Here is a 23734-nt window from a genome sequence, read left to right as displayed (position 1 = left end):
GAGACGCTTGTTTCGGCGTAAGCCGTGGGGTGGCGTCTCGGGACGGGCGGTGCCCGTACACCCGGAGGTAGATTCCCTATCGGGACAGCGTGCCGCCGTACACCTAGGGGTAGATTCCCTATCGGGACGGAGCAAGCTCCGTGCACCCAGAGGTAGATTCCCCTCGTACGACGTAGGACATTTGACGTACGACGTGTGACGTTTGACCTACAACGCCCCGGACTTGTGACGTAAGGAGGAAGCCGGAAGGTCGGTGGCTTGTACAGTGGGTCGCGGGCGACCGATCCTATGATTCGCGCGCGGATTGGCGAGGTAGAGCTGGAAGATGTGCTGCGGGCGTTGGAGACCGCCCGCAAAAGCGCCGTGGTGACAGTTGAAGCCCCCCACCTCTACGGGCGTATCCACCTGCTGGAAGGCCGCTTGGTCTACGCCCGCACCGAGCCAGGGCCGCACCTGGGGGAGTACCTGGTGCGGCTGTTGTACCTTACCCTCGAGGACACCCAGCGGCTGGTGCTCGAGCAGGAGCGGGAGAATCCCGGCACTCCGTTGGGCCAGCTCGCCTTGCGGGCGGGGCTCATCTCCGAGGAGGACCTCGCCGATGCCCTCCAGGTGCAGGTCATAGAGGCTTTGGCCACCCTGATGAACCAGAAAGAGGGTACCCTGCTGGGCGAGCCCATTCCAGCCGGAGAAACCTCACAGATCGCCCTGCCGCAAACCCTAGAGACCAGCGCCATGCTCTTCGAAGCGGCCCGTCGCCTGGACGAGTGGCGGCGGGGCCGAGTAGAACCCGAGGCGGTGCTGCGGATCGCCAGCGACCCCACCCGCCATCCTCTCTCCCCCGAAGCTTGGAGCGTGCTCGAGCTGGTAGATGGCCTCAAGCGGGCTAAGTCTATCGCGCTGGAGTCCGACCTCCCCGAAGAGCAGGTCTATCACCTGCTTTTTGAACTCAAGAGCCGGAAGTTGCTCGAGGAAACCCCCATTCGCCCCAGCGACCCCCTGGTGCTGGTGCTGGCGGAGTCCTCGCTCATCCGACGGCTTTTGCTGGTCACCCTCGAGCGCTCGCGCTACCGGGTGTTGATGCCGCACGACCTCGAATCGGCCAAGCGCATGCTGACCAAGCACAAACCCCAGGGCATCATCCTGCAGGGCCAAGACCTGATGGACCGGGTGCGGCAGATCCGTAACCACCCGGACGGGCGCTTCCCCCCGGTATGGGTGGTTGCAGAAGAACCCCCCCGGGGCCTGTGGGTGCGCTCGGCCCGGCTCGGGCACATCCCCAAGCCCTTTCGCGAGGAGGACCTGCTCGAGGCGATCTCAGTGATCAAGCGCCCGATCTGATGCTCGCTTCCCTCGACCCCTCACGGTGCGCTCGCGATGGGATGAGCTATCCCGAGGAAGAGCGGCGCATGGCTTCCTCCAAACGAAACGCGAGCTGCAACAGGGCGAGATCTTCCAGCCGCCCCAGATCGCAGCCGGTGAGTTCTTCCACCCGGCGCAGGCGGTAAAAGATCGTGTTGATATGTATCCCTAGGCGATGGGCTACCCGCTTGGGAGAGAGCCGGGCCTCGAGGTATTCCTGTACCGTCGCCACCAGTTCGGGATGGCCCTCGAGCGGGGCCAGCAGCCCAAGCAAGCGCTCCTGACTTCTGGGGGAATCCAAGACCAGCGCCAGCGGCCACAACACCCGCGTTTCGTAAGCTCCAGGACGCAGCCTGCTCAGCTTCGCCAACCGGATAGCTTCTTCCAGATCCTCGTGCAAAGAGCCAAGCCGCTCTCCCTTGCCCTGCTGAAGGAGCACTACCGCCTGCGCCTCCTGGCCCAACCGCTGGGCCTGAGGCAACACATCCTCCAAGGCACCCGGCCAGTACAGGTAGAAACCCTGGTGGTCCTGCCGCCAATGGGAACTCTGCCCCAGCGCGGCAAGATATCTGGGCAAGACCGCCCCGGCCGCCGGGTACTCACGGGGAATAGCCACGCCCACCACCTGCCCCTGCAGCAACGGCTCACACGACGGTTGGGAGTAGGCTTGGCTGGAAACCTCACTCGCAAGGTCCACCAGCTCGGCCACCCCCAAAGCCAGCGTAGGCAAGGCGGCAGGAGCCTCCTGGGATAGCACTGTAAGGGTCTGTTTGCCCCACAACCGGTAAGCCCGTAGCAGGGCACCCAGGCTTATCCGCTGTTCTCTGCGACGCTGGCTCGCCGCCGCCACCAGGCCCTCGAGCTCCCCTTTGGGAAGCCCCTCCCCTTGGGCGTAGTGCTTCAGCCCTCGTAGGCACTCGAAGGAGACCACGGCCACATCCTTAAAGAGCAAAAGGTCATCGAGGCGGGAGTAATCGGGAATCTCCTGGGCGTACCGGTGGGCCATACGCTGAGCCCAGCTCTTGAGGACTCGAGGACCGGGAAGCATAGCTCTCCAAGCTTGAGCTTAGAGTCTACCACAAAGCCCGACCCATCCTTTTTGGAGATGTCCACATTGCGTTTTTCCCTCCGATCGCCCATAGTTGGAGGTAACCCACAACGTCGTCGGCAGGGCCTCTTGCCAAAGGGTAGAAACATGGTGGCTCTCGAAACGCAGGGACTGACCAAGGATTTCCGCGGTTTTCGCGCAGTGAACGAGGTAAACCTTCGGGTAAACCAAGGTGCGATCCACGCCCTGGTGGGCCCGAACGGGGCAGGCAAGACCACCCTGTTTAATCTGCTCACGGGCTTCCTCAAACCCTCGGCGGGACGGGTCTTCCTCTTTGGGGAGGAGGTCACCGGGCTAGCCCCCTTCGAGATCGCCCGGCGAGGGGTAGCCCGCTCGTTTCAGATCGCTCGGCTCTTCGCCCACCTCACCGCCCTGGAGCACGTAGTTCTAGCCCTACAACGGTCTACGCCCTACCCGTATCGCTTTTGGATGAGCGAAGGGGTGCTGGGACGTTTCACACCCAAAGCCCTGGAGATCCTCACCCTCGTCGGCTTGGAAAGCCAAGCCCACCAACCCGCGGGTACTCTGCCCTATGGGCAAAAACGGGCCCTGGAACTGGCCTTGGCCCTGGCCTTGGAGCCCCGGCTGCTCCTGTTAGACGAGCCTACCGCGGGGATGGGCCTAGAGGATGTGGCGCGTACGGTAGAGCTTATCCAACGCCTGCGCCAGGGGCGCACCATCGTGCTGGTAGAGCACAACATGGGGGTGGTGGCCGAACTGGCCGAACAGGTGACGGTTTTGCAGTACGGGAGCGTGCTGGCGGAAGGGAGCTATGCCGAGCTGCGCCAAGACCCGCGGGTGATCGAGGCGTACCTGGGGGCAGCCCATGCTTAGGGTTCAAGGGCTCAAAGCCTGGTACGGCGAGGCTCAGGTGCTCTTTGGGGTAGACCTCGAGGTCAACGAGGGCGAAGCGGTGACCCTGGTCGGGCGCAACGGTGCGGGAAAGACCACTACCCTCAAGAGCATCATCGGCCTGCACCGCAGCGTGCAAGGACAAATACAGCTGGACGGGCGCGACCTCTCCCCTCTTCCCCCGCACCTTCGGGCCAGGTTGGGGCTGGGCTGGGTGCCCGAGGATCGGGGTATCTACGCCAGCCTCTCGGTGGAAGAGAACCTGATCCTGCCCCCGGTGGTAGGCCCCGAGCCCTGGAGCCTCGAGCGCATCTACCGCCTCTTCCCCCGGCTCAAAGAGCGCCGCCGCCACCCCGGCAGCAAACTCTCCGGCGGCGAACAGCAGATGCTGGCCATCGCCCGGGTGCTGCGTATGGGGGCTTCTATCCTGCTCCTAGACGAGCCCACCGAGGGGTTAGCCCCGCTCTTGGTTCAGCAGATCGGAGCGGTATTGGGCGAAGTAAAAGCCCACGGGATCTCCATCCTGCTGGTAGAGCAGAACCTGCGCTTTGCCTCTCAGGTGGCTGACCGGCACTACCTGCTCGCCCAAGGACAGGTAGTGGAGGTTTTGGACAATAGCCAAATAGCGCTCAAAGAGCGAGAACTCTTGCAGCACTTGGGTATCTAGGAGGTAGACGATGAGGCGAGTGGGTTATGCGATCATGGCTTTGGTAGGGATTCTGGCCCTGGGGGCCTCCTTTTCCCAACAGCGTGCCAAGCTCAGCGACAACAAGATCGTGCTGGCCGTGCTCAACGACCAGTCCGGCGTCTACGCCGATCTATCCGGCAAAAACTCGGTCGAAGCAGTAAAAATGGCCGTGGAGGATTTCGAGGCCAAGTACGGCAAGAACGCCTTGGGGGGACCCATCGAGGTAGTAAGCGCCGACCACCAGAACAAGCCGGATCTGGCCAACGCCAAGGCCCAGGAATTCTATGACCGCCAGGGGGCCGACGTAATCTTGGACGTGCCCACCTCTTCCGCAGCGCTGGCCGTAGCCGGGGTCGCCAAGCAGAAAAAACGGCTGTACATCAATATCACCGCGGCCACCACCGAGCTCACCGGCGCACAGTGCAACAAGTACACCTTCCACTATGCCTACGACACCTACATGCTGGCCAACGGCACCGGGGTTGCGGTGACCAACAGCGGGGGCAAGAGCTGGTATATCGTCTACCCCAACTATGCCTTCGGGCAGGACATGGAGAAATCCTTCCGCCGGGCCATCGAGCGCAACGGCGGCAAGGTGCTGCAAAGCGACCCCACCCCCTTCCCCAACGACGACTTCTCCAGCTTTTTGCTCAAGGCAGCCTCGAGCAAACCTCAGGTGCTAGGGGCTATGCAGGCGGGGCAGGACTTGGTCAACCTGGTTAAGCAGTACAACGAGTTCGGCCTCAAAAAGCAGGGCATTCAGCTGGCCATCGGGCTGCTCTTCGATACCGATATCCACGCCCTGGGGCCGGATGCCTACGCCGGAGTGGTCTACACCACCGCTTGGTACTGGAACCTGGACGCCAAATCCCGCGCCTGGGCTGACCGCTTCTTCCAGCGCACCAAGACCCGGCCTACTTTTGCTCATGCGGGCAACTACTCGGCGGCCTGGCAATACCTCGAGGCCGTACGCCGCGCCGGCACCGATGATGCCGACGCGGTGGCGAAGGCCCTCGAGGGGTACCGCTTCTCCGACTTCTTCGCCCGCAACGCCTACATCCGCCCGGAGGACCACCGGGTGCTCCACGATGCTTACCTGGCCCGGGTGAAACCAGCTTCTCAGGTCAAGGAACCTTGGGACTACTCGGAGATCCTCTCCACGATTCCCGCAATCAAGGCCTTCCGCCCCCTTACCGACTCCCCTTGCAAGCATGACTGGTAGCCCCTACGGCAAGGATCTTTCGGAGCGCTGATGGAGCCCTCGGTCCTCTTCCTGCACGTCTTCAACGGTCTGGTCAACGGGGCCTTTTATGCCCTGTTGTCCTTAGGGCTGGCGGTCATCTTTGGGATGCTCCGGGTGGTCAACTTCATGCACGGGGCCTTGTACATGTTAGGGGCCTTCGGGGCCTATATCCTCCTGCAAGAGGCAGGGATAGGCTTCGGCCTAGCCCTGCTTCTGGCCCCCCTCTTGGTGGGCCTATTGGGTATGCTCCTGGAGCGCCTCCTCCTGCGCCACCTTTACGCCTTGGACCCTCTGTATAACCTGCTCCTCACCTTCGGGCTGACCCTCTTTTTGCAGGACGGCATGCGGCTATTCTTTGGCATCCAGGGGCAGCCCTACGGCACGCCGGGGTGGCTGCGGGGCGCTGTGGACCTGGGGGTGGTGGTCTACCCCACTTACCGCTTGTTTGTCATCGGATTTTCCCTATTGGTGTGCCTGTTGGTCTGGTATGCCCTCGAGCGTACCCGCCTGGGCATGGTGGTGCGCGCCGCCACCGAGCGGCCCGACCTGACCCGCGCGCTGGGCATCAACGTGGACCGATGGGTCACCCCGGTGTTTGGTTTCGGGGCCGCTCTGGCCGCTTTGGCCGGGGTCCTGGCCGCCCCCATGCGCAACGTCTCCCCCTTGATGGGGGCCGACCTCATCATCACCGTCTTCGCGGTAGTGGTCATCGGCGGGCTGGGTTCCATTTTGGGCTCGGTGGTGGCGGGCTTTCTGGTAGGGGTGGTCACCGCGCTCGGGGCGCTGTTTTACCCCGCGCTGGCCAATACTTTGGTCTTCATCCTCATGGCTTTGGTCCTGCTGCTGCGGCCAGCAGGGCTTTTCGGCAATCCGGAGGCCAGCTGATGCCCCTGTGGCTTCTCTTTGGCGGGCTGCTCCTGGCCCTGCCCCACCTGGTCTACCCGGTGCTGGCCCTGGACCTCTTGCTGTGGGGCCTTTTTGCCGCGGCTTTGGATCTGCTTTTGGGCTATGTGGGGCTGCTTTCCTTTGGGCATGCGGCTTTCTGGGGAACCTCGGCCTATACAAGCGCCCTTCTGGCCAAGGCCGGTCTGCCTTTCCCGCTGGCGGTGCTGGGGGGGGTAGGGGTCACCGCCCTGCTCGCCACGGCCATCGGCTTCCTTTCCATCCGTCGTCAGGGAATCTACTTCGCCATGGTTACCCTGGCCTTTGCCCAGATGGTCTATTACCTGGCCAACGAGCTCAGGGGCCTCACCGGCGGCGAAAACGGGGTACAGGGGGTTCCTCGCACCCTTTGGGGGCTGGACCTCTCGAGCCCCTTGGCGTTCTATTACGCTGCGCTGCCCTTGGTGGCCTTGGGGTTCTTCTTAGCCTGGCGAACCGTGCGCTCTCCCTTTGGCCACGTACTCATCGCCGTGCGCGAGGAGGAGGCTCGGGCCCAAGCGCTGGGCTACCCCACCGCCCGTTTCAAGCTCCTGGCCTTCTTGCTCTCCGCAGGCTTGTCGGCGTTGGCGGGAGGTCTGTATGCCCTCAACCATGGCTTTGTCGCCCTCGAGGTGGTCCATTGGTCCACTTCCGGCCTGGTGGTGATGATGACCATCCTGGGAGGCATCGGCACCCTGTGGGGCGGGCTCTTGGGCGCGGCGGTGGTGTTGTTGCTGCGGGACTGGCTCTCGACCTGGACTGACGCCTGGGGCGTGGTCACCGGCGTAATCTTCACGCTGGCGGTTTTGGGGTTCCGCCAGGGCATCTGGGGCAGCCTGAGGCAATGGCGGCGCAGGCGGGCCTAGCGGGCCAACGCCCCCTCCAACACCAGATCGAGGAACTTGAGCATCTCGTCCTTGAGGCGACGCTCGGGGGTGTAGGCGGCCCAACGCAGCGCCGAGAGCAGGTAAGTATCGGCCAGCGAGCGGGCGATGCGCTCGAGGGAGAGGTCTTTGCGGAGCTCGCCCGCCTCGCGCAAGGGGCGTAGCACCTCCGCCACGAAGTCTCCTAAGGGTAGGGCTTCAAAGGCCGAGCGGGCCCGCTCGGGATCGGGGTTGAGCAGTTCGTAGGCCAGCGGTGAGAGCAGTTCGCGCTCGCGCTCGGATACCTCAGAAAGCCGCTCCCACATCCTCCGGAGCACTTCCAGCGGCGGGCTGCCTTCCTCGAGTTCGGCCCTGGCCTGCTCGGAGAGCTGACCCAGCAACTCCGCGCCATAGTCGAGCAGCACGGCCTCCTTGTAGGGGTAGTAGTTGAAAAAAGTCCCCCTGGAGACATGCGCAGCCTTGGCGATATCGGTGGCGGTGGTCTGATGAAAACCCCGCTCGCGAAAAAGTTGCACCGCAGTCCGGTAAATGCGCTCCCTCCGGCGTTGCTTTTGCCGTTCACGCAGGCCAGGCATGGGCTGATTGTACCGGAGTCCGCTTGGGAATGGCAATCACCTTTTATCCGGCCCCCGCGGGCAGGCAAAGCTTGCCTGCCACCGCCGCCCGGGCCGCCCCGGTGACCGCCGGGAGAACGTTGGGCAGGCCGTGAAACCGCAAATACCCTAACACTGCGAAGGCCAGCGCTTCCCGCAAGCGGCTATCGTAGCCCCGCTCTTCAAAGGTGTAGACCGGAACCGGTAGCCCGGCACGCACCTGCTCCATCAGGGCTTGGTTGTAGGCCCCGCCGCCGGCTACCCAGACCTCATCCAATCCTCGTGGCAGCACGAAGTCGTGGTAAGCCTGGACGATGCTGCGGGCGGTGAAGTAAGTGAGGGTGGCCAGGAGGTCATAGGGGCGCAGGCCCTCGGTCTCGAGCCCCTCCAGCCGCCACAGCTCACGCCCGGTGGACTTGGGGGGGGTGCGGGCAAAGTAGGGGTGGGAGAGCCAGGCGGTGGCTTTTTCCACGTCCACCTGCCCCCTGCGCGCGAGGCTTCCGCCTGGGTCGTGGGTCAGGCCAAGCCGGGCGGCGGCTTCGTCGAGGAGACAGTTGCCCGGGCCGGTGTCAAAGGCCAAAACGCCTTCTCTCTCAAGCCCCGGCAAATACGTGAGGTTGGAGATCCCGCCGATGTTGTGAATCGCGCGCCGCACCCCCTCTTCCCCGTATAAAAGCAGATCCGGATAGGCGACCAAGGGAGCCGCCTCACCCCCCAAAGCCAAGTCCGCCGGGCGGAAGTCCGCCACCACCGGGCAACCCAGGGCTTCGGCCAGGTAGGCAGCCTCCCCAATCTGGAAGGTGGCCTGGGGGGGTTCATGCCAGATGGTCTGCCCGTGCAACGCGGCGAGTTCCACCCGACCCGCTAGCGGCTCGGCCGCCTCCGCATAGAAGCGGCCCAGCTCGTGGTGGAGCAGGGCCAGGCCCCGGGTGTGCATATCCCCGCGTAAGGCCAGCAGCACCCGCTCCCGAAGCTCCCCCGGGAAGGGAACCGGGCGGTGCTCAAGCACCCTCCAAACGAGCTTGGGCGGTTGCCCCTCGAGCTCAGCCAGCACCAGATCCGCCCCGTCCGCCGAGGTACCTGACATGATTCCCAAAACGCGCACCCTCAACCTCCGCTGCGCAGCTCGGCCACGAAGTCGTAGCGGTCGCCGCGGTAATGGCTACGGGTGAACTCGAGCACGCTGCCGTCAGAGAGGTAACCCAGCCGCTCGATGTAGAGCACCGGGGCCCCGGGAGCCACCCCTAGCAGTTCGGCCTCGCGCTCTCCGGCGGCCACCGCCCGCAAGCGCTGCAAAGCCCGCACCGGGCGCAAAGAACGGGCCTCGAGGTGGGCGTAGAGCGACTCCGCCACGGCCTTCGGATCGGGCAGGTACTTGGCAGGAAGCACCGCCAGCTCCAACGCCATGGGCTCGCCCTGGGCCAGGCGCACCCGCTCGAGCCGGGCCACCTGGCTGCCCGGAGAGAGGCCCAGGGCCAAGGCCTCCTCAGGGGTAGCCTGAAAGATCCCCCGCTGCACCCAGCGGCTGCTGGCCTCGAGCCCCCGGGCGCGCATGTCCTGGCTGAAGCCGGTAAGCACCGAAAGCGGCTGCTCCACCCGCGGGGCCACATAGGTTCCACTCCCCTGACGGCGCAGCAGCAACCCTTCGTCTTCCAAGCGCTCGAGGGCTTTGCGCAGGGTGATCCGCGAGACCCCCAGCTGCTCAGCCAGCTCGCGCTCGGGCGGCAAGGCCTCTCCAGGCCGCCATTCGCCCGCCGCCAATACCGCCCTCAAGGCGGCCTCGAGCTGAAGGTAGAGGGGCGTGTGCGAGGAGCTGTCCAGTTGCAGTTTCATGCTCAGTCTGAATATACCACCCAACTACCAATCTGCCCTACCTTATGCGGTGGTGACCCCTAGGTTCTAGGGTCACCCTCCCCCCAGGATAATACCACTTGAATACCAAACCCCAAGCCGTTAAGATCGGGGGGTACATGGGTAAAGAGGAGGCCTTATGCGGCGAATGGGATGGCTCTTGTTAGCGGCGCTGATCGGATCTCTGGCCTGGGCGCAGACCCCGGTGCGAGGGGGCACTTTGCAGATCGCGGTGGATTCTTCCCCGGCGGGCCTCGACCCCCACGTGGCCACGGCCTTCGCCACCTTCGTGGTGATCGGCAACATCTACGAGGGGCTCACCGAGGTAGACGAGGGTCTGCGGGTGCGCCCGGCCTTGGCCGAGTCCTGGAAGGTGAGCCCCGACGGGCTGACCTACACCTTCAAGCTGCGCTCCGGGGTGACCTTTCACAACGGCCAGGCTTTCTCCGCCAAGGACGTGGTGGCGAGCTTCAACCGCGTGCGCGACCCCAAGACCGGCTCGCCCGTCGCCAGCCGCTTCAACCTGGTCAAGGAGGTCCGGGCCACGGGCCCGCTGGAAGTGGTCTTCGAACTCTCCCAGCCTTTCTCCCCCTTCCTCAGCGAGCTGGCCGGGCTTTCCATCGTGCCCGCGGAGTACGTTGCCTCGGGGGGTGACCTGCAGCGCCGGGCGGTGGGCACCGGGCCCTTCCAGTTCAAGGAGTGGGTGCCCGACACCTACATCCTGCTCGAGCGCAATCCCAGGTATTACCGCCAGGGCCGGCCCTATCTGGATGCCCTCAAGTTTAACATCGTCCCCGACGCGGCCACCCGCCAGGTGGGGATCTCCAGCGGCACCTACCACTTCCTCCCCAACATCGATCCCTCGCTGGCCGTGACCCTCAGGAACGCCCCCGGGGTCAAGCTCTACCAGACCCAGGACCTGGCCTACAGCCTCTTGGGGATGAACGTCACCCGCAAACCCTTCGACAACCCTAAAGTACGCGAGGCCCTCAATTACGCCATCGACCGCAAGGCGCTGGTGCAGGCGGTGTACTTTGGCAACGGGGTCCCCGGCGGGCCGCTCTCGCCGGCCCTCAAGGGCTGGGCTTCGCCCACCTCGGCTTTCCCCTGCTACAACACCAACCCGGCCAAAGCCCGGGAGCTGCTGCGCCAGGCCGGTTACCCCGGCGGGGTGGACTTCACCATCCTGACCCTGGGCTCGGTCAAGACCGTGGTGGACGCCGCCCAGGTCTTGCAGGCCCAGCTCGCCGCCGCTGGCTTCCGCGCCAAGATCGAGATCCTCGAGCTCGGCAAGTTTGTGCAGGAGTGGCGCAACTCCAACTTCGACGCCTTCGCCTCCCTCAATGGCGGCAGCGCCGACCCCGACGGCTACCTCTACCGCACCTTCTCCACCGGCGGCTCGACCAACGTCTTCAAGTACTCCGATGCCCGCGTTGACCAATTGCTCAACCAAGGCCGCACCGCTACCTCGGCGGATGTCCGCCGCAAGATCTACGCCGAGCTGCAGGTGAAGCTGGCCTGCCAGGGGCCCATCGCCCACCTGGTCTACGGCACCCTCTTCTCGGCGGCGCGGGAGAACGTGCAGGGCTTCAAGCCGGTCCCCACCCGCTCGCTCCTGTACTTGCGCGACACCTGGCTGGCCCGGTGAATGGTGAATAAGGTTGTCCTACGTCGTACGTCTTACGCCGTACGCCCCTGGCCATACGACGCCTGACGCTCATGCTCGCTTATACCCTTCGCCGCCTCCTCGACCTCGTGCTGGTGCTGTTTGGGGTCTCGCTGCTGGTGTTCTTGATGATCCGGCTCATCCCCGGCGACGCGGTGCAGATCATGCTGGGGGCCAACACCGAGATCACCCCGGACCGCCTCGAGGCCCTGCGCGAGAAGCTGGGCTTGAATAAGCCCCTGCTGGTGCAGTACTGGGACTGGCTCACCGGGGTGCTGCGGGGCGACCTGGGGCAGAGCGTGTGGACGGGGGCGCCCATCCGAGAGGAAATCCTGGCCCGACTGCCGCTGACGCTCGAAATCACCCTTCTCTCCCTGGTCTTGGGTGTGCTCCTCTCCATCCCCATCGGGATTCTGAGCGCTTACTGGCGCAACTCCACGGGGGAGTACGTGGTGCGGTTAGTGGCCATCGCGGGTGTGACGGTGCCGTCGTTCTGGCTGGGGACGCTGTTCATCTACCTCTCCTATAAGCTGTGGCCCGGCTTTCCCGCCATCGGCTACGTGCCGCTGGCCGAAGACCCCGCAGGGCACTTTGCCCGGCTGCTCTTTCCCGTGCTGGCCCTCTCCCTGCCGCTTTTGGCGGGGCTCTCGCGGCTGTTGCGCTCGACCCTGCTGGACATTTTGAGCCAGGACTACATCCGCACCGCCCGGGCCAAAGGGCTCTCCGAGCGGATCGTCATGTACAAGCACGCCCTGCGCAACGCGCTCATCCCGCTGGTCACGGTGGTGGGTATCCAGGCCGGCTACCTCTTCGGCGGGGCCATCGTGGTCGAGCAGGTCTTCGCCCTGCCGGGCATGGGCCGCCTGATCGTGGGGGCCATCAACGAGCGCAACTACCCGCTGGTACAGGGCACCATTTTGCTGGTCACGGCGGGCTTCGTGTTCATCAACCTGCTGGTGGACCTGGCCTACGCCTACCTCGACCCCCGCGTGGAGTACGCATGAGCGGCACCTGGAGCTTTGCTCGAGGCCTCCTGAAGAACCCGCTGGGGGCGCTGGGCCTGGGTTTGACCCTGCTGATCGTGCTCAGCGGCTTGCTGGCCCCCCTGATCGCGCCCTACGACCCCCTGCGCCAGGACATCCTGGCCCGCCTCGCCGGGCCCAGCGCCCAGCACTGGCTGGGCACCGATCAGTTCGGGCGCGACGTGCTCTCGAGGATCCTCTTTGGCATTCGGGCCTCGCTCTTCGTGGCGGGGCTTTCGGTCATCCTGGCGCTGATGGTGGGCGGCTTTCTGGGTGTCTCGGCGGCCTACTACGGCGGCCTCTACGACCGGCTGGTCATGCGGCTGATGGACGTGTTCCTGGCCTTCCCCATCATCCTGCTGGCCATCGGCATCATCGCCATGCTAGGGCCCAGCCAGTCGAACACTGCCCTGGCCATCGGCATCGTCTACACCCCGATCTTCGCGCGGCTGGTGCGGGGGCCGGCCTTGGTGCTGCGCGAGAGTGAGTTTGTCCAGGCGGCCCAGGCCCTGGGCGCTTCGGCAGTACGGGTGATCGGTCGCCACCTCCTGCCCAACCTGGCCTCGGTGATCCTGGTGCAATCGACGCTCTCGCTCTCGACGGCCATCCTGGTGGAGGCTTCGCTCTCCTTTTTGGGCCTGGGCACCCAGCCCCCCGCCCCCTCGCTGGGCCTTATGCTCTCGGAGGGGCGGGCTTACCTCACGATCTCACCTTGGACTTCGGTCTTCTCCGGCCTGGCCATCCTGCTGGCCTCGCTGGGCTTCAACCTGTTGGGCGACGTGCTGCGCGACGCACTCGACCCCCGTCTGAAGGGGCACTAATGCTCTGGTAATGTTGATCTTTGGGACATTGGGCTTTACTCACGTCATACGTCGTACGCCAAACGGAGGTTGTGGCGTACCGCTCCCGGAGAGCTCGTTCCGAAAAGTACGCAAATCTTGACCACTGGAAGACCATGATCCAAAACGCTATCCGAATCCTGCAATCCGCCATAGACTCCGGCCAGATCCCCGGCGCGGCCCTGGGGGTCGTGTGGGCCGAGGGGGAGGCTGAGGGCTGGGTTTATGGCAAGGCCCAGCTCGAGCCCGAACCCGTCCCGCTCGAGGCGGCCATGTTCTTCGACCTGGCCAGCCTGACCAAAGTCCTCTTCACCGTACCCGAGGTGCTGCGGCTGGTCGAGGACGGGCTGGCCGACCTCGACGACCCCCTGGCGCGCTTCTTCCCCGAGATGGCCTGGATGCAGGGGAGCCCGCTCCCCAGCCGTACCCTGCGCCAGCTCCTGACCCACACCTCGGGGCTTCCCGCCTGGGCACCCATCTATACCTGGGGCACTGCTCCCCAACTCCTCAAACAGCAGCTCCTCCAGCACCGCTGGGAGGTGGAAGAGCCAGGCCCCACGCTGTATTCGGACGTCGGGTACATCCTGCTGGGGCTCTTGCTCGAGCGCCTGCGCGGCAAACCCCTCCGCGACTTCCCGCTGCCTGCGGGGCTCACCTGGAAGCCCAACCCTGAAAACTCGGTTGCCACCGAGCGCTGCCCCTGGCGGGGGCGGGTGCTGCGGGGCGAAATCCACGACGAGAACGCCTTCGCCCTGGGGGGCGCGGGGCACGCGGGGCTGTTTGGCACCCTGGCGGGCGTGCTCGAGTGGGCCCGCTCCGTCCTGAATGGAAGCCTGCTCTCGCAAGCCGCCCTCGAGGAGATGACCCGCCCGCAGACTTCCGAGCGAGCTTTGGGCTGGGTCCTACGGCAGCCGGGCTTCAGCGGTGGTAGCTTGTGCAGCCCGCGCACCATCGGGCACACCGGGTTCACGGGCACCGGGGTGTGGATCGACCTCGAGCGCGGCTACGCCTGGGCGCTCCTCACCCACCGCGTCCACCCCAGCCGCCACCGGGAGAGCGGCATCATTGAACTTCGCCGCACCGTCGGCAACGCCATCGCCGCAAGCTATAGGAGAAGCCACCTATGAACACCGAAGTTTCTAGCCCACGCTACAAAGACCTCGATACCTGGCAGCCGGGGGAGATCCTCGAGGCCCTGCTCGAGCGCCAGTTCGCCGCCATCGCCGCGGTAAGGGCTGCGCGCGCCTCCCTTGAAGCCGCCGCCTTGGCCGCAGCCACCCGGCTACGCCAGGGCGGGCGCCTGGCCTACGCCGGGGCCGGGACCAGCGGGCGGCTGGCGGTGCAGGATGGGGCCGAACTTCCCCCCACCTACGGCTGGCCCCAAGAACGCTTGGTCTACCTGCTGGCCGGAGGGCCGGAGGCCCTGCTGCATCCGGTAGAAGGGGCCGAAGACGACGAGGCGGCGGGGCGGGAAGCAGCTTCGCGGCTCACCCAGGAGGATGTGCTGGTGGGGGTAGCCGCCAGCGGCCGCACCCCCTACACGGTGGCGGCGCTCCGAGAGGCCCGCGCCCGGGGGGTCCTCACCATCGGTATCGCCAACAACCCCGACACCCCGCTGCTGCAGGAGGCCCAACACCCCATCTTCCTCGATACCGGCCCTGAGGTGGTGGCGGGCTCGACCCGGATGGCCGCCGGGACGGCGCAAAAGGCAGCCCTCAACCTCCTCTCTACCCTGACCATGATCCGGCTGGGCCGGGTGTACGGCAACCGCATGGTCGAGGTCACGCTCACCAACCAAAAGCTGTGGAACCGGGCGCTCAGAACCCTGCAGGAGCTGACCGGAAGCGAACGGGAACGGGCCGAAGCCGCCCTCGAGGCCGCCGGGGGGCGGGTGAGCCTGGCGGTGCTGCTGCTGAGGGGGCTAGGGCTCGAGGAAGCCCTAGCCCTCCTTGCCGAAACAGGGAGCCTCAGGGCCGCGCTCGAGCGGCGGGGCTAGGGCCTTTGAAGGACAAGGCAAATGGGCCAGCCCGCTCTCGGAATTGGGGTTGCTCTTTGGTAAGCTACTGGTATTAGAATGGTCTGCGTAACGCTCGTGTCCGCACCCAAGGCCTCCAGAAGGGTTGCATCGGCTTTGGCGGCACGCCTGAGGAGGAGTTCCATGACGATACGAAAGGCTTTATGGCTGCTAGGTTGTATGGCGATGGGCTTGGCCATGGCCCAGCCCAAGGTGGTCTCGGGCTACGAGAACGGCAAGCCGGGGGGCACCCTGACCATGGCCCTCGCGAGCGCCCCCCAGACCATGTTCTACTACGGGGCCATCGACTCGGCGATCCAGACCTTGGCCAACCAGATGTTCGACGGGTTGATCGAATACAACTACAAGACCTACCAGATCGAGCCCGCCCTGGCCGCCTCCTGGACCATCACCGGCGAGAGCAAGGTCTACACCTTCAAGCTGCGCAAAGGGGTGAAGTGGTCAGATGGGCGCGACCTCACCGCCGATGACGTGGTGTTCACCTACACCCAGATCGTGGCCAACCCCGAGGCCAAAGGCGGCGATGCCGGAAACTTCGCCGGCGTAAAGATCGAGAAAGTAGACGCGAGCACGGTGCGCTTCACCCTGCCCAAGCCGGCCCCGGCCTTCATCCACTACATGCGCCTGCCGATCATGCCCAAGCACAAGCTGCTCCCCTTCAGCCAAGAGGGCGGCAAAAAACCCGGCGATATCAACAACGCCTGGCCGACCACCGTGGACCCTAACGAAGTGGTAGGGACTGGCCCCTTCAAGCTGCAAAGCTACACGCCGGGGCAGAAAGTCACCCTGGTCAAGAACCCCAACTACTGGAAACGTGACGCTGACGGCACGCCTTTGCCCTACCTGGACCGGCTGGAGTTTTTGATCATCCCCGACTCCCAAGCTCGAGTGGCCCAGTTCCTGGCTGGCAACCTCGGGCAGCTCAACATCACCGGGAGCGATTTCCCCAGCCTCAAGCAGCGGGAGGTGCAGGGGGCTCCCATCAAGGTGGTGCAGTTCCGCGCCCTCTTTGGCTCGCCGCCACACCTGGCCTTCAACTACGACGACAAGAACCCCGAGCTGGCCGCACTCTTCCGCAAGACCGAGTTCCGTCGGGCCATCCAGTCGGCGGTCAACCGCAAGCGCATCATTGACGACGTGTACAACGGCTTGGCCGAGCTCCCCGGCAACGGTGTGGCGCCGGTGAGCGAGTGGTACTACGACACCACCAAACTCCTCGGCACCTACGACCTGGCCGCCGCTAACGCCGCCCTCGACAAGCTGGGCCTGAAGAAAGGGCCGGACGGCATCCGGCTTTTGCCCAGCGGAAAACCGCTGGAGTTCACCCTCACCTACGGCTCAAATAGCTCGACCTTCACGGCCATCGCCACCATCATCCAAAACGACCTCAAGGCGATCGGCGTAAAAGCCAACCTTCAGGGCGTCCTCGCGGCCAATTTGCTCTCTACCGGACGCGGCAAGGACTGGGACGCGATCCTCCTGGGTTTTGGCGACCAGCCCGACCCCGAGTTGCGCACCCCCATCTGGAAGCCCGGCGGCGACCTCTACTACTGGCATCAATCCACCCAGCCCATCACCCCCGGCGGCCAGCCCCAGTTCAGCAACTTCCTACCCTGGGAGAAAGAGGTCTACGATTTGTGGGAGAAAGCCGCCAGCACCACCAACTTTACCCAGCGCAAAGCCCTCTACGACCGCTGGCAGGCCATCTTCGCCCGCGAAGCCATGGTCATCATGATCGCCAAGGAGTTCGCCGTAGGCGCAGTCTCAAACCGCTACGGCAACTACATCTACAGCCTGGGCGTGATCCCCGGCTATAACCCCGTACCCATCATGTACCAGAAGTAGCTCTGGCGAATTGCCCTGCGCTGGAGGCTAAAGGCGAGGACGGGTTGTTAGCCTCCAGTTTCTCTGACTTCCTATGTGGAGCTTTGTTTTCCGGCGCTTTTTGGTAGCGATCCCTACCCTACTCCTGATCTCGGCGTTGATCTTTGGCGTGATCCAGCTCCAGCCGGGAGGGTTCTTGGAGAACATGCTGGATGACCCTAGGGTCTCCCGCGAAACCGTCGAGACCATCCGCAAACAGTACGGCCTCGACCAGCCAGCCTGGGTTCAGTACCTAAACTGGCTGGGCAAGTTCGCGCAGGGTGACTTCGGCTATTCCTTCCTCAACAACCGCCCGGTCGCCGGGCTTATTTGGGAGCGCTTGGGCTGGACGGTGTTTCTGGCCCTCCTTACCATCCTGGCGACCTGGGCGGTGGCCATCCCTTTGGGTATCTACACCGCGCTTAGGCGGCACGGCCTAGGCGCCACGGTAGCCAACTTCGTCGGCTACTTCGGGCTGGCTACCCCGGACTTCCTGGTGGCTTTGCTGCTCATCTACGCGGTGCTCTCCAGCGGAGGGACCAACGTGGGCGGCCTCTTCAGCCCGCAGTACATCGACGCCCCTTGGAGCTGGGAAAAGTTCAAGGACATGCTGGCCCACCTGTGGATTCCTCTGATCGTGATCGGCCTGGACGGCACCGCCAGCATCATGCGGCAGATGCGGGCCAACATGCTGGACGTACTGACCCAAGACTACATCCGCACGGCCCGCTCCAAAGGCCTGGCCGAGCGGGTGGTGCTGTGGAAACACGCGGTGAGAAACGCCATCAACCCCCTCATCAGCATCGCCGGGCTCTCGCTGCCCAACCTGATCTCGAGCACCATCATCGCCTCCATCGTGCTCAACCTGCCCACCATCGGCCCCTTCCTCTACGACTCCCTGCTCAACAAGGACCAGTACGTGGTCATGGCGCTGTTGATGTTCTCCGCCATTTTGTTGATGATCGGCAACCTGCTGGCCGACTTAGCGCTGGCCTGGGCCGACCCGAGGATCCGCTATGAGTAGCCGCCTCGACCCTGGCAGCCCGCTGTACCTGGCCTGGCGGCGCTTCCTCAAGAACAAGCCGGGCGTGGTAAGCGCGGCGGTGCTGGCGATCCTCTACCTTTTCGCCCTCTTTGCGGGCTTCCTGGCCCCCTACAACCTCACCACCCAGCACCCCGACGCGGTGTACCAGCCCCCCCAGCGCGTGCATATCTTCCACGAGGGGCGGCTGGTGCGACCCTTCGTCTACCAGCTAGAGAAAAAACGCGATCCGGTAACCTTTATCGCCTCCTATCAAGAGGATAAATCCCGCCCCACGCCCATCCGCTTCTTCATCCGGCAGGGCGAACCCTACAGCTTTCTGGGGTTCAAAACCAACCTGCACCTCTTCGGCGTGCCGCTCTCCGAGGGGTACTTCTTTCCGCTGGGCACCGACCAGTTCGGGCGGGACCTGCTCTCAAGGATCCTCGTCGGCTCCCAAGTCTCGCTCACCGTGGGGGTGATCGGGGTGCTGATCTCCTTCGCCATCGGCATCCTGATGGGCGGCGTCTCGGGTTACTTCGGCGGCTGGATCGATAGCGTGATCCAGCGCACTACCGAGGTCCTGCTCTCGATCCCTCGCCTGCCGATCCTGATGGCCCTCTCCACCGTCATCCCGGCCTCCTGGCCCAGCACCTATGTGTATCTGGGGATCATCGCGGTGCTCTCCTTCATCGGCTGGGCGGGGCTGGCCCGGGTGGTGCGGGGGCAGGTGCTGGCCGTGAGGGAGATGGACTACGTGACCGCTGCCCGGGCTATCGGCGCCCCTGACCTGCGCATCATCCTCAGGCACATCACCCCCAACCTGACCTCCTACCTCATCGTCACCGCTACGCTGGCCCTGCCCGGTTATATCATCGGCGAATCGGCACTTTCGTTCCTCGGCTTGGGCATCAAGGAGCCCATGGCGAGCTGGGGCCTGTTATTGAAGGATGCGCAGAACTTCCAAGCCCTGTCCCTGTACCCCTGGCTGCTCACGCCGGGAATCCTGATCTTCGTGGCGGTACTGGCCTACAACTTCTTTGGCGACGCGCTGCGCGACGCGGCAGACGTGCGCAGCATAGATTAGCGGAGGAGACTATGAATCGCAGAAAGTTTCTCTCTCAGTCGGCATTGGCCTTAGGTGCGGGGGTCCTGGCTCCTCAGCTACTCAATAAAGCCCTGGCCCAGCCGGGAACCCAGGCCAACGTGCCCCTTTCCCTGTTCCAGGAAATCGGCAAAAAAGGCGGTACCTTGACGCTACCTTTGGGCGCGAGCCCGCAGAGCTTCAACTACTTCTCAGTCATCGACAACTTCGCCTACACCGTGCTCAACAACGTGCTCGACCGGCTGATGCAGCTCGATCCCCTGACCTTCGAGCTCAGCGGCGTGCTGGCCGAATCCTGGAGCTTTTCCCGCGACGCCCGCACGGTCACGGTCAAGCTGCGGCGGGGGGTGAAATGGTCGGACGGCACCCCCTTCACCGCCGACGACGTCATCTTCACCTTTACCGAGGTGGCCGCGAACCCCAACCTGCGCGGCAACCAGGCCGCCACCCTGACCGTAGCCGGGGTGCCGCTCCGGTTCGAGAAGGTCGACGACCTGACCTTCCGGGTGATCTCCACCAAGCCCTACGGGGCGGTGCTCCAGGCCCTGACCTTCTCGCCCATCCTGCCGCGGCACAAGCTGGCCCAGTTCAAGCCCCTGCAGGACCCGCAGGGCTTTTCGCGGGCCTGGGCCACCAACACCGACCCCAAGGAGATCGTGGGCACCGGCCCCTTCGTGATCGGGAGCTACACCGTGGACCAGAAGGTCACGCTGGTCAGGAACCCCAACTCCTGGCGGCGCGACCCTCAGGGCAACCCGCTGCCCTACTTCGACCGCCTCGAGTACCTCATCATCCGCGACCCCAACCTGCAAGTGGCCCAGTTCCAAGCTGGGGCCCTTGATCAGGTTCCCATCACCGGCGCGCAGTTCCCCGACCTCAAGCGCCAGGAGGTGGCGACGGGAAAAATCCGGGTGCTCAAGGGTGCCACCATCTACACCTCCCCGCCGCACTGGGGCTTCAACTTCGACGCCAAGAACCCCGAGCTGGCCGAGCTGTTCCGCAACCTCACCTTCCGCCAGGCCATGCAGGCCGCCCTCAACCGGAATCGCATCATCGAGGACGTGTACAACGGCCTGGCCAGCCTGCCCGGGCACGGGGTGGCCCCGGGCACCTTCTGGTACTACGACACCCGCGCCTACCTCGGGAAGTACGACCTCCAAAAGGCGGCGGGCCTGCTCGAGGGCCTCGGCCTCAAGCGCGGCCCCGACGGGGTGCGGCGGCTGAAGAGCGGCAGGCCGCTGGAGTTCACCCTCACCTACGCCTCCGACTCCATCCCCATCGCAGCCATCGCGGCCATCCTGCAAAACGACCTGCGCCAGATCGGGGTCAAGCTCAACCTGCAAGGCATCCAGCAGAGCACCGTGCTCGCCACCGCCACCGGCGGCAACTTCGAGAGCATCATCGTGGCCTTCGGCGACCAGCCCGACCCCCAGCTGCGCAAGGACATCTGGCAGCCCGGCGGCCAGCTCAACTACTGGCACCGCTCGGTGTGGCCGGATAAAGGAGAGCAAGATCCCAAATTCGACCAGATGTTCGGCTGGGAGAAGAACATCTGGGAGATCTTCCGCCAGGCCGAGCAACTGGGCGACCAAGCCGAGCGCAAGCGCCTCTACGACCGCTGGCAACTGCTCTTCGCCCAGAACCTCCCCGTCATCATGATCGTCAAGCCCGACGCGGTGGCCGCCGGCCAGGCCCGGCTGGGCAACTTCTTCGTCAAGGACAACCGGATCGTCTACACCAACTTCAGCATGTTCGAGCGATGACCGGCCTCGAGCGCCTTCTCCTGGATCCTTCCCCGCTGCAAGGGGCGGGGAGGATCGGCTTACTCACCCATCCCGCCGGGGTGACCCGCGACCTGATCCCCTCGGCGGTGGCGCTCCTGCGGGCGGGGGTGCGGCTCGAGCGGCTCTATGGCCCCGAGCACGGCATCGACGGCTCCGGGCAGGCCGGGGAGGCCCCCGAGGTCACCGCCGACCGCCAGACCGGCCTGCCCACCCACAGCCTCTACCACAAGAGCCCCTCCGAAATCGCCGAGCGCATCGCCCAGGTGGACACCCTGTTGGTCGATGTGCAGGATGTGGGGGTGCGCTTCTACACCTACGTCTCCACACTGGTGCAGGTGCTCGAGGCCGCCCGGCAAAGCGGCACCCGGGTGGTGGTGCTGGACCGGCCCAACCCGCTGGGCTTCCCGGTGGAGGGCCCGGTGCTCGAGCCGCGCTTCCGCTCCTTCGTGGGGGCGCTCGAGCTCCCCCTGCGCCACGGCCTGACCCTGGGGGAGTGCGCCCGCCTGGTGGAGCCCGGGGTGGAGGTCATCCCCTGCGACCCGCTCGAGCCCTTCGGCTACGGGGGCCTGCCCTGGGTTCCCCCCTCGCCCAACCTCCCCGACCTCGAGACCGCCCGCCTCTACGTGGGCACCGGCCTGGTCGAGGGCAGCGCGGCCTCGGAGGGGCGCGGCACGGCCCTGCCCTTCCGCCTCGTGGGGGCCCCCGGGATCGACGCGGTGGCGCTGGCCAGGCGGCTCAACGGCCTCGACCTCGGCCCGGTGCGCTTCCGCCCGGCCTACTTCACCCCCGCCTTCTCCAAACACGCCGGGCAGCCCTGCGCGGGGGTGCAGATCCACGTCCTCGAGCCCCTCGCCCGCGCCCTCCCCGTCGGAATGGCCCTGGTGGGCGCCCTGGCCGAGCAGGGCCTCGAGCTCAACCCCGACTGGCTGCAGAAGCTGTTAGGAGTTCCCTTCGCGCCCGAGCTCTTCGCGCCGGAGCAGGCCCAGGAGCGCTGCCACGCCTGGGAGCTCGAGGCCCGGCGCTACGCCCAGGAGCGGCTTTCAACCGCCTGGCTCTACCCGCGCGGCTAGGCGATCGGCCAGCAACAGGGCCTGCTCGAGCGGCCCCCTCCGGGGCGGCCGGTAGTGCGCGGGTTGCCCCAGCCGCAAGAAGCGCTCGCCCAGCCCGCCCCAGACCCCGGCGCTCCCGGCCCCGCTCTCGGCCTGAAGCTCGCGGACGAGCCGCAACCCGAGGTCGTGCCATTCCCGCAGGAGCCTCGCGGCCCGCGGGTCGGTGGCGGCGGCGGCGAAGACCCAGGGCGCGAACTGCCCGTAGCCACCCGCGCCCTGCCCCCGCGCCCACTCGATGGCCTCGCGCACGCTCGAGAAGTGCTCCCGGGCCTTCTCGGCCAGCGGGCTCGGCTGGGCGTTCTCCCAGTCGGACAGGGCCAGCCGCAGCACCTCGAGCCCCAGCCAGCTTCCCCCGCCCTGCTCCAGGGGAAAGCCCCAGCCCATGCGGCGGTATAGCCGCCCGTCCGGCCCCCGGGCCAAGGCGATGCAGCCGGTGCCCACCACCAGCAGCACCCCCGGTTCCCCGGCAAAGTAGGCGCTCAGGGTGAGGGTGGCGTCGCTCTGGGCCTCAAGCCGGGCGTAGGGGTGGGGAAAGCCCTCGAAGGCCCACAGGTCCTCGGGTGTGGCCAGCCCCGCCACCCCAGCGTGAACGGCGCAACCCGCCAGCTCGGGCTCGAGCCCGGCCTCCCGGAAGGCGGCCTCGATGGCCGCGCGCAGCTCGCGGTGGGCGGCCTCGAGGCCCACCTGCCGCGGATTGGCGCTCCCCGCCGTGCCCCGGCCCAGCACCTCGAGGCCCTCCGGCCCCTTCCGGGCCAGCACCGCCCGGACCGCGGTCCCCCCGGCGTCCACCCCCACCCGGTACAGGCTCATAGCCCGCGGCGGTGCGGGCGGTAGCCACGCCAGGGCACGAAGCCGATCTTGCCGTAGAAGCCCTCCAGGGTGGTCCAGTCGATCACCATGCGCTCCACGCCCAGCCCCTTGAGGTGCTCTACCCCGTAGCACAGCAGCGCGAAACCCAGCCCCCGCCCCCGCAAGGCCCCGGAAACCCCGATGGGGCCGAGGCCACCGTAGGCGCCTCCCAGCGCCTCCCGCCAGTAGATCCCCGGCCCGATGCGCCTCGAGCCCCGGTGGTATAGGTGGGCGAAGCCCCACACCTGCCCCTCGCCCTCCAGCACCAGCACATCCGCCGGGCTGGGCTCGACCTTCAAGCGCTCCACCGTCTCGTACAGCCAGCGCCCCGGAAAGGTGCTCTCGAGAAAGCCCAGCAGGGCCGGTACCTGCTCCGGCCGGCAGGGGCCGATCCTGAACCCGCTGGCCTCGAGCGCCTCCCGCGCGGCGGCGGGCAAGGCGTAATCGGCCAAGTCGCGGATGAAGTCTTGCTCGAGGCCCCCCGCTTCGAAGCCGGAAGCCTGCAACAGTTCGGCGAGCGCCACATCCTCGAGCGGCACGCCGGGGAAGAAGTGGCTGGGGTCGCCGCCGTACTGCACCCGGGCGAAGCCCAGGGCGCGGAGGGCGCCCTGGGCGTACTCGAGCAATGCCCGCCCCACATCCCCCTCCCGCCCCGGCTCGACGAGCAGGAAGCTGATCCAGGCGTTGTGCGGGTTCTGGTTGGCCCAGGAGGGCGGCGAGGGCGGCGTCTTGAGGCTCACCGCCCCCACCACCCGGCCCCCTTCCTCGAGCACCCGCGCCAGGTCCGCCCGGAAGTGCCGCGGGTCGCCTGCGGTCTGCTGATGCCAAAGGGCCGCATCCAACGGAAACTGCCTCCCCCAGCGGCGGTTCCATAGCTCGAGCAACGCCGGGAGGTCGGAGGGTTCAAGCACACGCAGCATGCATACCAAGCATATACCAATA

Annotated in this window: 22 protein-coding genes; 16 read left to right on the top strand and 6 right to left on the bottom strand. The window is 65.8% G+C overall.

Features of this window, described 5'->3' with window-relative positions:
* The first annotated feature begins 288 nt into the window (after nucleotides 1-288).
* The gene (locus DNA98_RS12315; protein ID WP_110531130.1) at nucleotides 289-1338 is read left to right on the top strand and encodes a DUF4388 domain-containing protein; all 1050 of its coding nucleotides are present in this window, start codon (nucleotides 289-291) and stop codon (nucleotides 1336-1338) included.
* A 46-nt stretch (nucleotides 1339-1384) separates the two neighbouring features.
* Here DNA98_RS12315 and DNA98_RS12310 read toward each other — a convergent pair whose 3' ends face one another.
* Nucleotides 1385-2365: a CdaR family transcriptional regulator gene (locus DNA98_RS12310; RefSeq protein WP_129865631.1), complete on the bottom strand. Its 981-nt coding sequence runs from the start codon at nucleotides 2363-2365 to the stop codon at nucleotides 1385-1387.
* 189 nt (nucleotides 2366-2554) lie between these two features.
* On the opposite strand from DNA98_RS12310, the gene DNA98_RS12305 reads away from it, so the two are divergent.
* From DNA98_RS12305 to DNA98_RS12285, 5 genes are read left to right on the top strand one after another with little or no spacing between them, the layout of a single operon-like run.
* A complete protein-coding gene (locus tag DNA98_RS12305) occupies nucleotides 2555-3301 on the top strand; it encodes an ABC transporter ATP-binding protein (RefSeq protein WP_110531126.1) in 747 nt (248 codons plus the stop codon).
* The gene (locus tag DNA98_RS12300) at nucleotides 3294-3986 is read left to right on the top strand and encodes an ABC transporter ATP-binding protein (RefSeq protein WP_110531124.1); all 693 of its coding nucleotides are present in this window, start codon (nucleotides 3294-3296) and stop codon (nucleotides 3984-3986) included. The genes DNA98_RS12305 and DNA98_RS12300 overlap by 8 nt, the downstream gene beginning before the upstream one ends.
* 10 nt (nucleotides 3987-3996) lie before the next feature.
* Entirely contained in the window at nucleotides 3997-5229 is a 1233-nt protein-coding gene (locus tag DNA98_RS12295; protein ID WP_110531122.1) for an ABC transporter substrate-binding protein, read from the top strand.
* Between the two features lie 30 nt (nucleotides 5230-5259).
* Nucleotides 5260-6135, top strand: coding sequence for a branched-chain amino acid ABC transporter permease (locus tag DNA98_RS12290; RefSeq protein ID WP_110531120.1), 876 nt, complete (start codon nucleotides 5260-5262; stop codon nucleotides 6133-6135).
* Nucleotides 6135-7037, top strand: a complete 903-nt coding sequence (locus tag DNA98_RS12285; protein ID WP_110531118.1) for a branched-chain amino acid ABC transporter permease — start codon at nucleotides 6135-6137, stop codon at nucleotides 7035-7037. The genes DNA98_RS12290 and DNA98_RS12285 overlap by 1 nt, the downstream gene beginning before the upstream one ends.
* Here DNA98_RS12285 and DNA98_RS12280 read toward each other — a convergent pair.
* Genes DNA98_RS12280 through DNA98_RS12270 form a run of 3 tightly spaced genes read right to left on the bottom strand, consistent with a single transcriptional unit; the run spans nucleotide 7034 to nucleotide 9481 of the window.
* Nucleotides 7034-7630 carry a TetR/AcrR family transcriptional regulator gene (locus DNA98_RS12280; protein ID WP_110531116.1) on the bottom strand — a complete coding sequence of 199 codons (597 nt, stop codon included), beginning with the start codon at nucleotides 7628-7630 and terminating at the stop codon, nucleotides 7034-7036. The genes DNA98_RS12285 and DNA98_RS12280 overlap by 4 nt on opposite strands.
* 43 nt (nucleotides 7631-7673) lie before the next feature.
* Nucleotides 7674-8753: an anhydro-N-acetylmuramic acid kinase gene (locus DNA98_RS12275; protein ID WP_110531114.1), complete on the bottom strand. Its 1080-nt coding sequence runs from the start codon at nucleotides 8751-8753 to the stop codon at nucleotides 7674-7676.
* Between the two features lie 2 nt (nucleotides 8754-8755).
* A complete protein-coding gene (locus DNA98_RS12270; RefSeq protein WP_110531112.1) occupies nucleotides 8756-9481 on the bottom strand; it encodes a GntR family transcriptional regulator in 726 nt (241 codons plus the stop codon).
* Nucleotides 9482-9638: 157 nt separating this feature from the next.
* Between DNA98_RS12270 and DNA98_RS12265 the strand changes: the two genes are divergently transcribed.
* The 10 genes from DNA98_RS12265 (at nucleotide 9639) to DNA98_RS12220 (ending at nucleotide 21904) form a co-directional block, all read left to right on the top strand.
* Nucleotides 9639-11147, top strand: a complete 1509-nt coding sequence (locus DNA98_RS12265) for an ABC transporter substrate-binding protein (protein ID WP_110531110.1) — start codon at nucleotides 9639-9641, stop codon at nucleotides 11145-11147.
* Nucleotides 11148-11218: 71 nt separating this feature from the next.
* Complete coding sequence (locus DNA98_RS12260; protein ID WP_110531108.1) at nucleotides 11219-12169, top strand: ABC transporter permease; 951 nt, start codon at nucleotides 11219-11221, stop codon at nucleotides 12167-12169.
* Nucleotides 12166-13008: an ABC transporter permease gene (locus DNA98_RS12255; protein WP_110531106.1), complete on the top strand. Its 843-nt coding sequence runs from the start codon at nucleotides 12166-12168 to the stop codon at nucleotides 13006-13008. The genes DNA98_RS12260 and DNA98_RS12255 overlap by 4 nt, the downstream gene beginning before the upstream one ends.
* Nucleotides 13009-13142: 134 nt before the next feature.
* Nucleotides 13143-14153 (top strand): serine hydrolase, encoded by a 1011-nt coding sequence (locus DNA98_RS12250; protein ID WP_110531104.1) that lies wholly within the window; start codon nucleotides 13143-13145, stop codon nucleotides 14151-14153.
* Nucleotides 14150-15022 (top strand): N-acetylmuramic acid 6-phosphate etherase, encoded by an 873-nt coding sequence (locus DNA98_RS12245; RefSeq protein WP_110531102.1) that lies wholly within the window; start codon nucleotides 14150-14152, stop codon nucleotides 15020-15022. The genes DNA98_RS12250 and DNA98_RS12245 overlap by 4 nt, the downstream gene beginning before the upstream one ends.
* A gap of 162 nt (nucleotides 15023-15184) precedes the next feature.
* Nucleotides 15185-16906: an ABC transporter substrate-binding protein gene (locus DNA98_RS12240; RefSeq protein ID WP_110531100.1), complete on the top strand. Its 1722-nt coding sequence runs from the start codon at nucleotides 15185-15187 to the stop codon at nucleotides 16904-16906.
* Nucleotides 16907-16979: 73 nt separating this feature from the next.
* Nucleotides 16980-17948, top strand: a complete 969-nt coding sequence (locus DNA98_RS12235; RefSeq protein WP_110531098.1) for an ABC transporter permease — start codon at nucleotides 16980-16982, stop codon at nucleotides 17946-17948.
* Nucleotides 17941-19032, top strand: a complete 1092-nt coding sequence (locus DNA98_RS12230) for an ABC transporter permease (protein ID WP_110531096.1) — start codon at nucleotides 17941-17943, stop codon at nucleotides 19030-19032. The genes DNA98_RS12235 and DNA98_RS12230 overlap by 8 nt, the downstream gene beginning before the upstream one ends.
* An 11-nt stretch (nucleotides 19033-19043) precedes the next feature.
* A complete protein-coding gene (locus DNA98_RS12225; RefSeq protein ID WP_110531094.1) occupies nucleotides 19044-20813 on the top strand; it encodes an ABC transporter substrate-binding protein in 1770 nt (589 codons plus the stop codon).
* Nucleotides 20810-21904, top strand: coding sequence for an exo-beta-N-acetylmuramidase NamZ domain-containing protein (locus DNA98_RS12220; RefSeq protein ID WP_110531092.1), 1095 nt, complete (start codon nucleotides 20810-20812; stop codon nucleotides 21902-21904). Before DNA98_RS12225 ends, DNA98_RS12220 begins: the two co-directional genes overlap by 4 nt.
* Here DNA98_RS12220 and DNA98_RS12215 read toward each other — a convergent pair.
* Nucleotides 21875-22753, bottom strand: coding sequence for a BadF/BadG/BcrA/BcrD ATPase family protein (locus tag DNA98_RS12215; protein ID WP_110531090.1), 879 nt, complete (start codon nucleotides 22751-22753; stop codon nucleotides 21875-21877). The genes DNA98_RS12220 and DNA98_RS12215 overlap by 30 nt on opposite strands.
* On the bottom strand, nucleotides 22750-23712 hold the full coding sequence (locus tag DNA98_RS12210) for a GNAT family N-acetyltransferase (protein ID WP_110531088.1): 963 nt from the start codon (nucleotides 23710-23712) through the stop codon (nucleotides 22750-22752). The genes DNA98_RS12215 and DNA98_RS12210 overlap by 4 nt, the downstream gene beginning before the upstream one ends.
* Between the last annotated feature and the right edge of the window lie 22 nt (nucleotides 23713-23734).

This window comes from Meiothermus sp. Pnk-1 (genome assembly GCF_003226535.1).
In the GTDB taxonomy this organism is placed as follows: domain Bacteria; phylum Deinococcota; class Deinococci; order Deinococcales; family Thermaceae; genus Allomeiothermus.
This window is presented reverse-complemented; position numbering and strand designations above follow the sequence as displayed.

Bases quoted from the DNA above. Each gene is read 5' to 3' on its own strand.
- DNA98_RS12280 (WP_110531116.1), bottom strand. From the start codon at position 7,630: ATGCCTGGCCTGCGTGAACGGCAAAAGCAACGCCGGAGGGAGCGCATT.
- DNA98_RS12260 (WP_110531108.1), top strand. From the start codon at position 11,219: ATGCTCGCTTATACCCTTCGCCGCCTCCTCGACCTCGTGCTGGTGCTG.
- DNA98_RS12235 (WP_110531098.1), top strand. From the start codon at position 16,980: ATGTGGAGCTTTGTTTTCCGGCGCTTTTTGGTAGCGATCCCTACCCTA.
- DNA98_RS12230 (WP_110531096.1), top strand. From the start codon at position 17,941: ATGAGTAGCCGCCTCGACCCTGGCAGCCCGCTGTACCTGGCCTGGCGG.
- DNA98_RS12225 (WP_110531094.1), top strand. From the start codon at position 19,044: ATGAATCGCAGAAAGTTTCTCTCTCAGTCGGCATTGGCCTTAGGTGCG.
- DNA98_RS12305 (WP_110531126.1), top strand. From the start codon at position 2,555: ATGGTGGCTCTCGAAACGCAGGGACTGACCAAGGATTTCCGCGGTTTT.
- DNA98_RS12210 (WP_110531088.1), bottom strand. From the start codon at position 23,712: ATGCTGCGTGTGCTTGAACCCTCCGACCTCCCGGCGTTGCTCGAGCTA.
- DNA98_RS12255 (WP_110531106.1), top strand. From the start codon at position 12,166: ATGAGCGGCACCTGGAGCTTTGCTCGAGGCCTCCTGAAGAACCCGCTG.
- DNA98_RS12240 (WP_110531100.1), top strand. From the start codon at position 15,185: ATGACGATACGAAAGGCTTTATGGCTGCTAGGTTGTATGGCGATGGGC.
- DNA98_RS12290 (WP_110531120.1), top strand. From the start codon at position 5,260: ATGGAGCCCTCGGTCCTCTTCCTGCACGTCTTCAACGGTCTGGTCAAC.
- DNA98_RS12270 (WP_110531112.1), bottom strand. From the start codon at position 9,481: ATGAAACTGCAACTGGACAGCTCCTCGCACACGCCCCTCTACCTTCAG.
- DNA98_RS12285 (WP_110531118.1), top strand. From the start codon at position 6,135: ATGCCCCTGTGGCTTCTCTTTGGCGGGCTGCTCCTGGCCCTGCCCCAC.
- DNA98_RS12265 (WP_110531110.1), top strand. From the start codon at position 9,639: ATGCGGCGAATGGGATGGCTCTTGTTAGCGGCGCTGATCGGATCTCTG.
- DNA98_RS12220 (WP_110531092.1), top strand. From the start codon at position 20,810: ATGACCGGCCTCGAGCGCCTTCTCCTGGATCCTTCCCCGCTGCAAGGG.
- DNA98_RS12250 (WP_110531104.1), top strand. From the start codon at position 13,143: ATGATCCAAAACGCTATCCGAATCCTGCAATCCGCCATAGACTCCGGC.
- DNA98_RS12245 (WP_110531102.1), top strand. From the start codon at position 14,150: ATGAACACCGAAGTTTCTAGCCCACGCTACAAAGACCTCGATACCTGG.
- DNA98_RS12295 (WP_110531122.1), top strand. From the start codon at position 3,997: ATGAGGCGAGTGGGTTATGCGATCATGGCTTTGGTAGGGATTCTGGCC.
- DNA98_RS12300 (WP_110531124.1), top strand. From the start codon at position 3,294: ATGCTTAGGGTTCAAGGGCTCAAAGCCTGGTACGGCGAGGCTCAGGTG.
- DNA98_RS12215 (WP_110531090.1), bottom strand. From the start codon at position 22,753: ATGAGCCTGTACCGGGTGGGGGTGGACGCCGGGGGGACCGCGGTCCGG.
- DNA98_RS12315 (WP_110531130.1), top strand. From the start codon at position 289: ATGATTCGCGCGCGGATTGGCGAGGTAGAGCTGGAAGATGTGCTGCGG.
- DNA98_RS12310 (WP_129865631.1), bottom strand. From the start codon at position 2,365: ATGGCCCACCGGTACGCCCAGGAGATTCCCGATTACTCCCGCCTCGAT.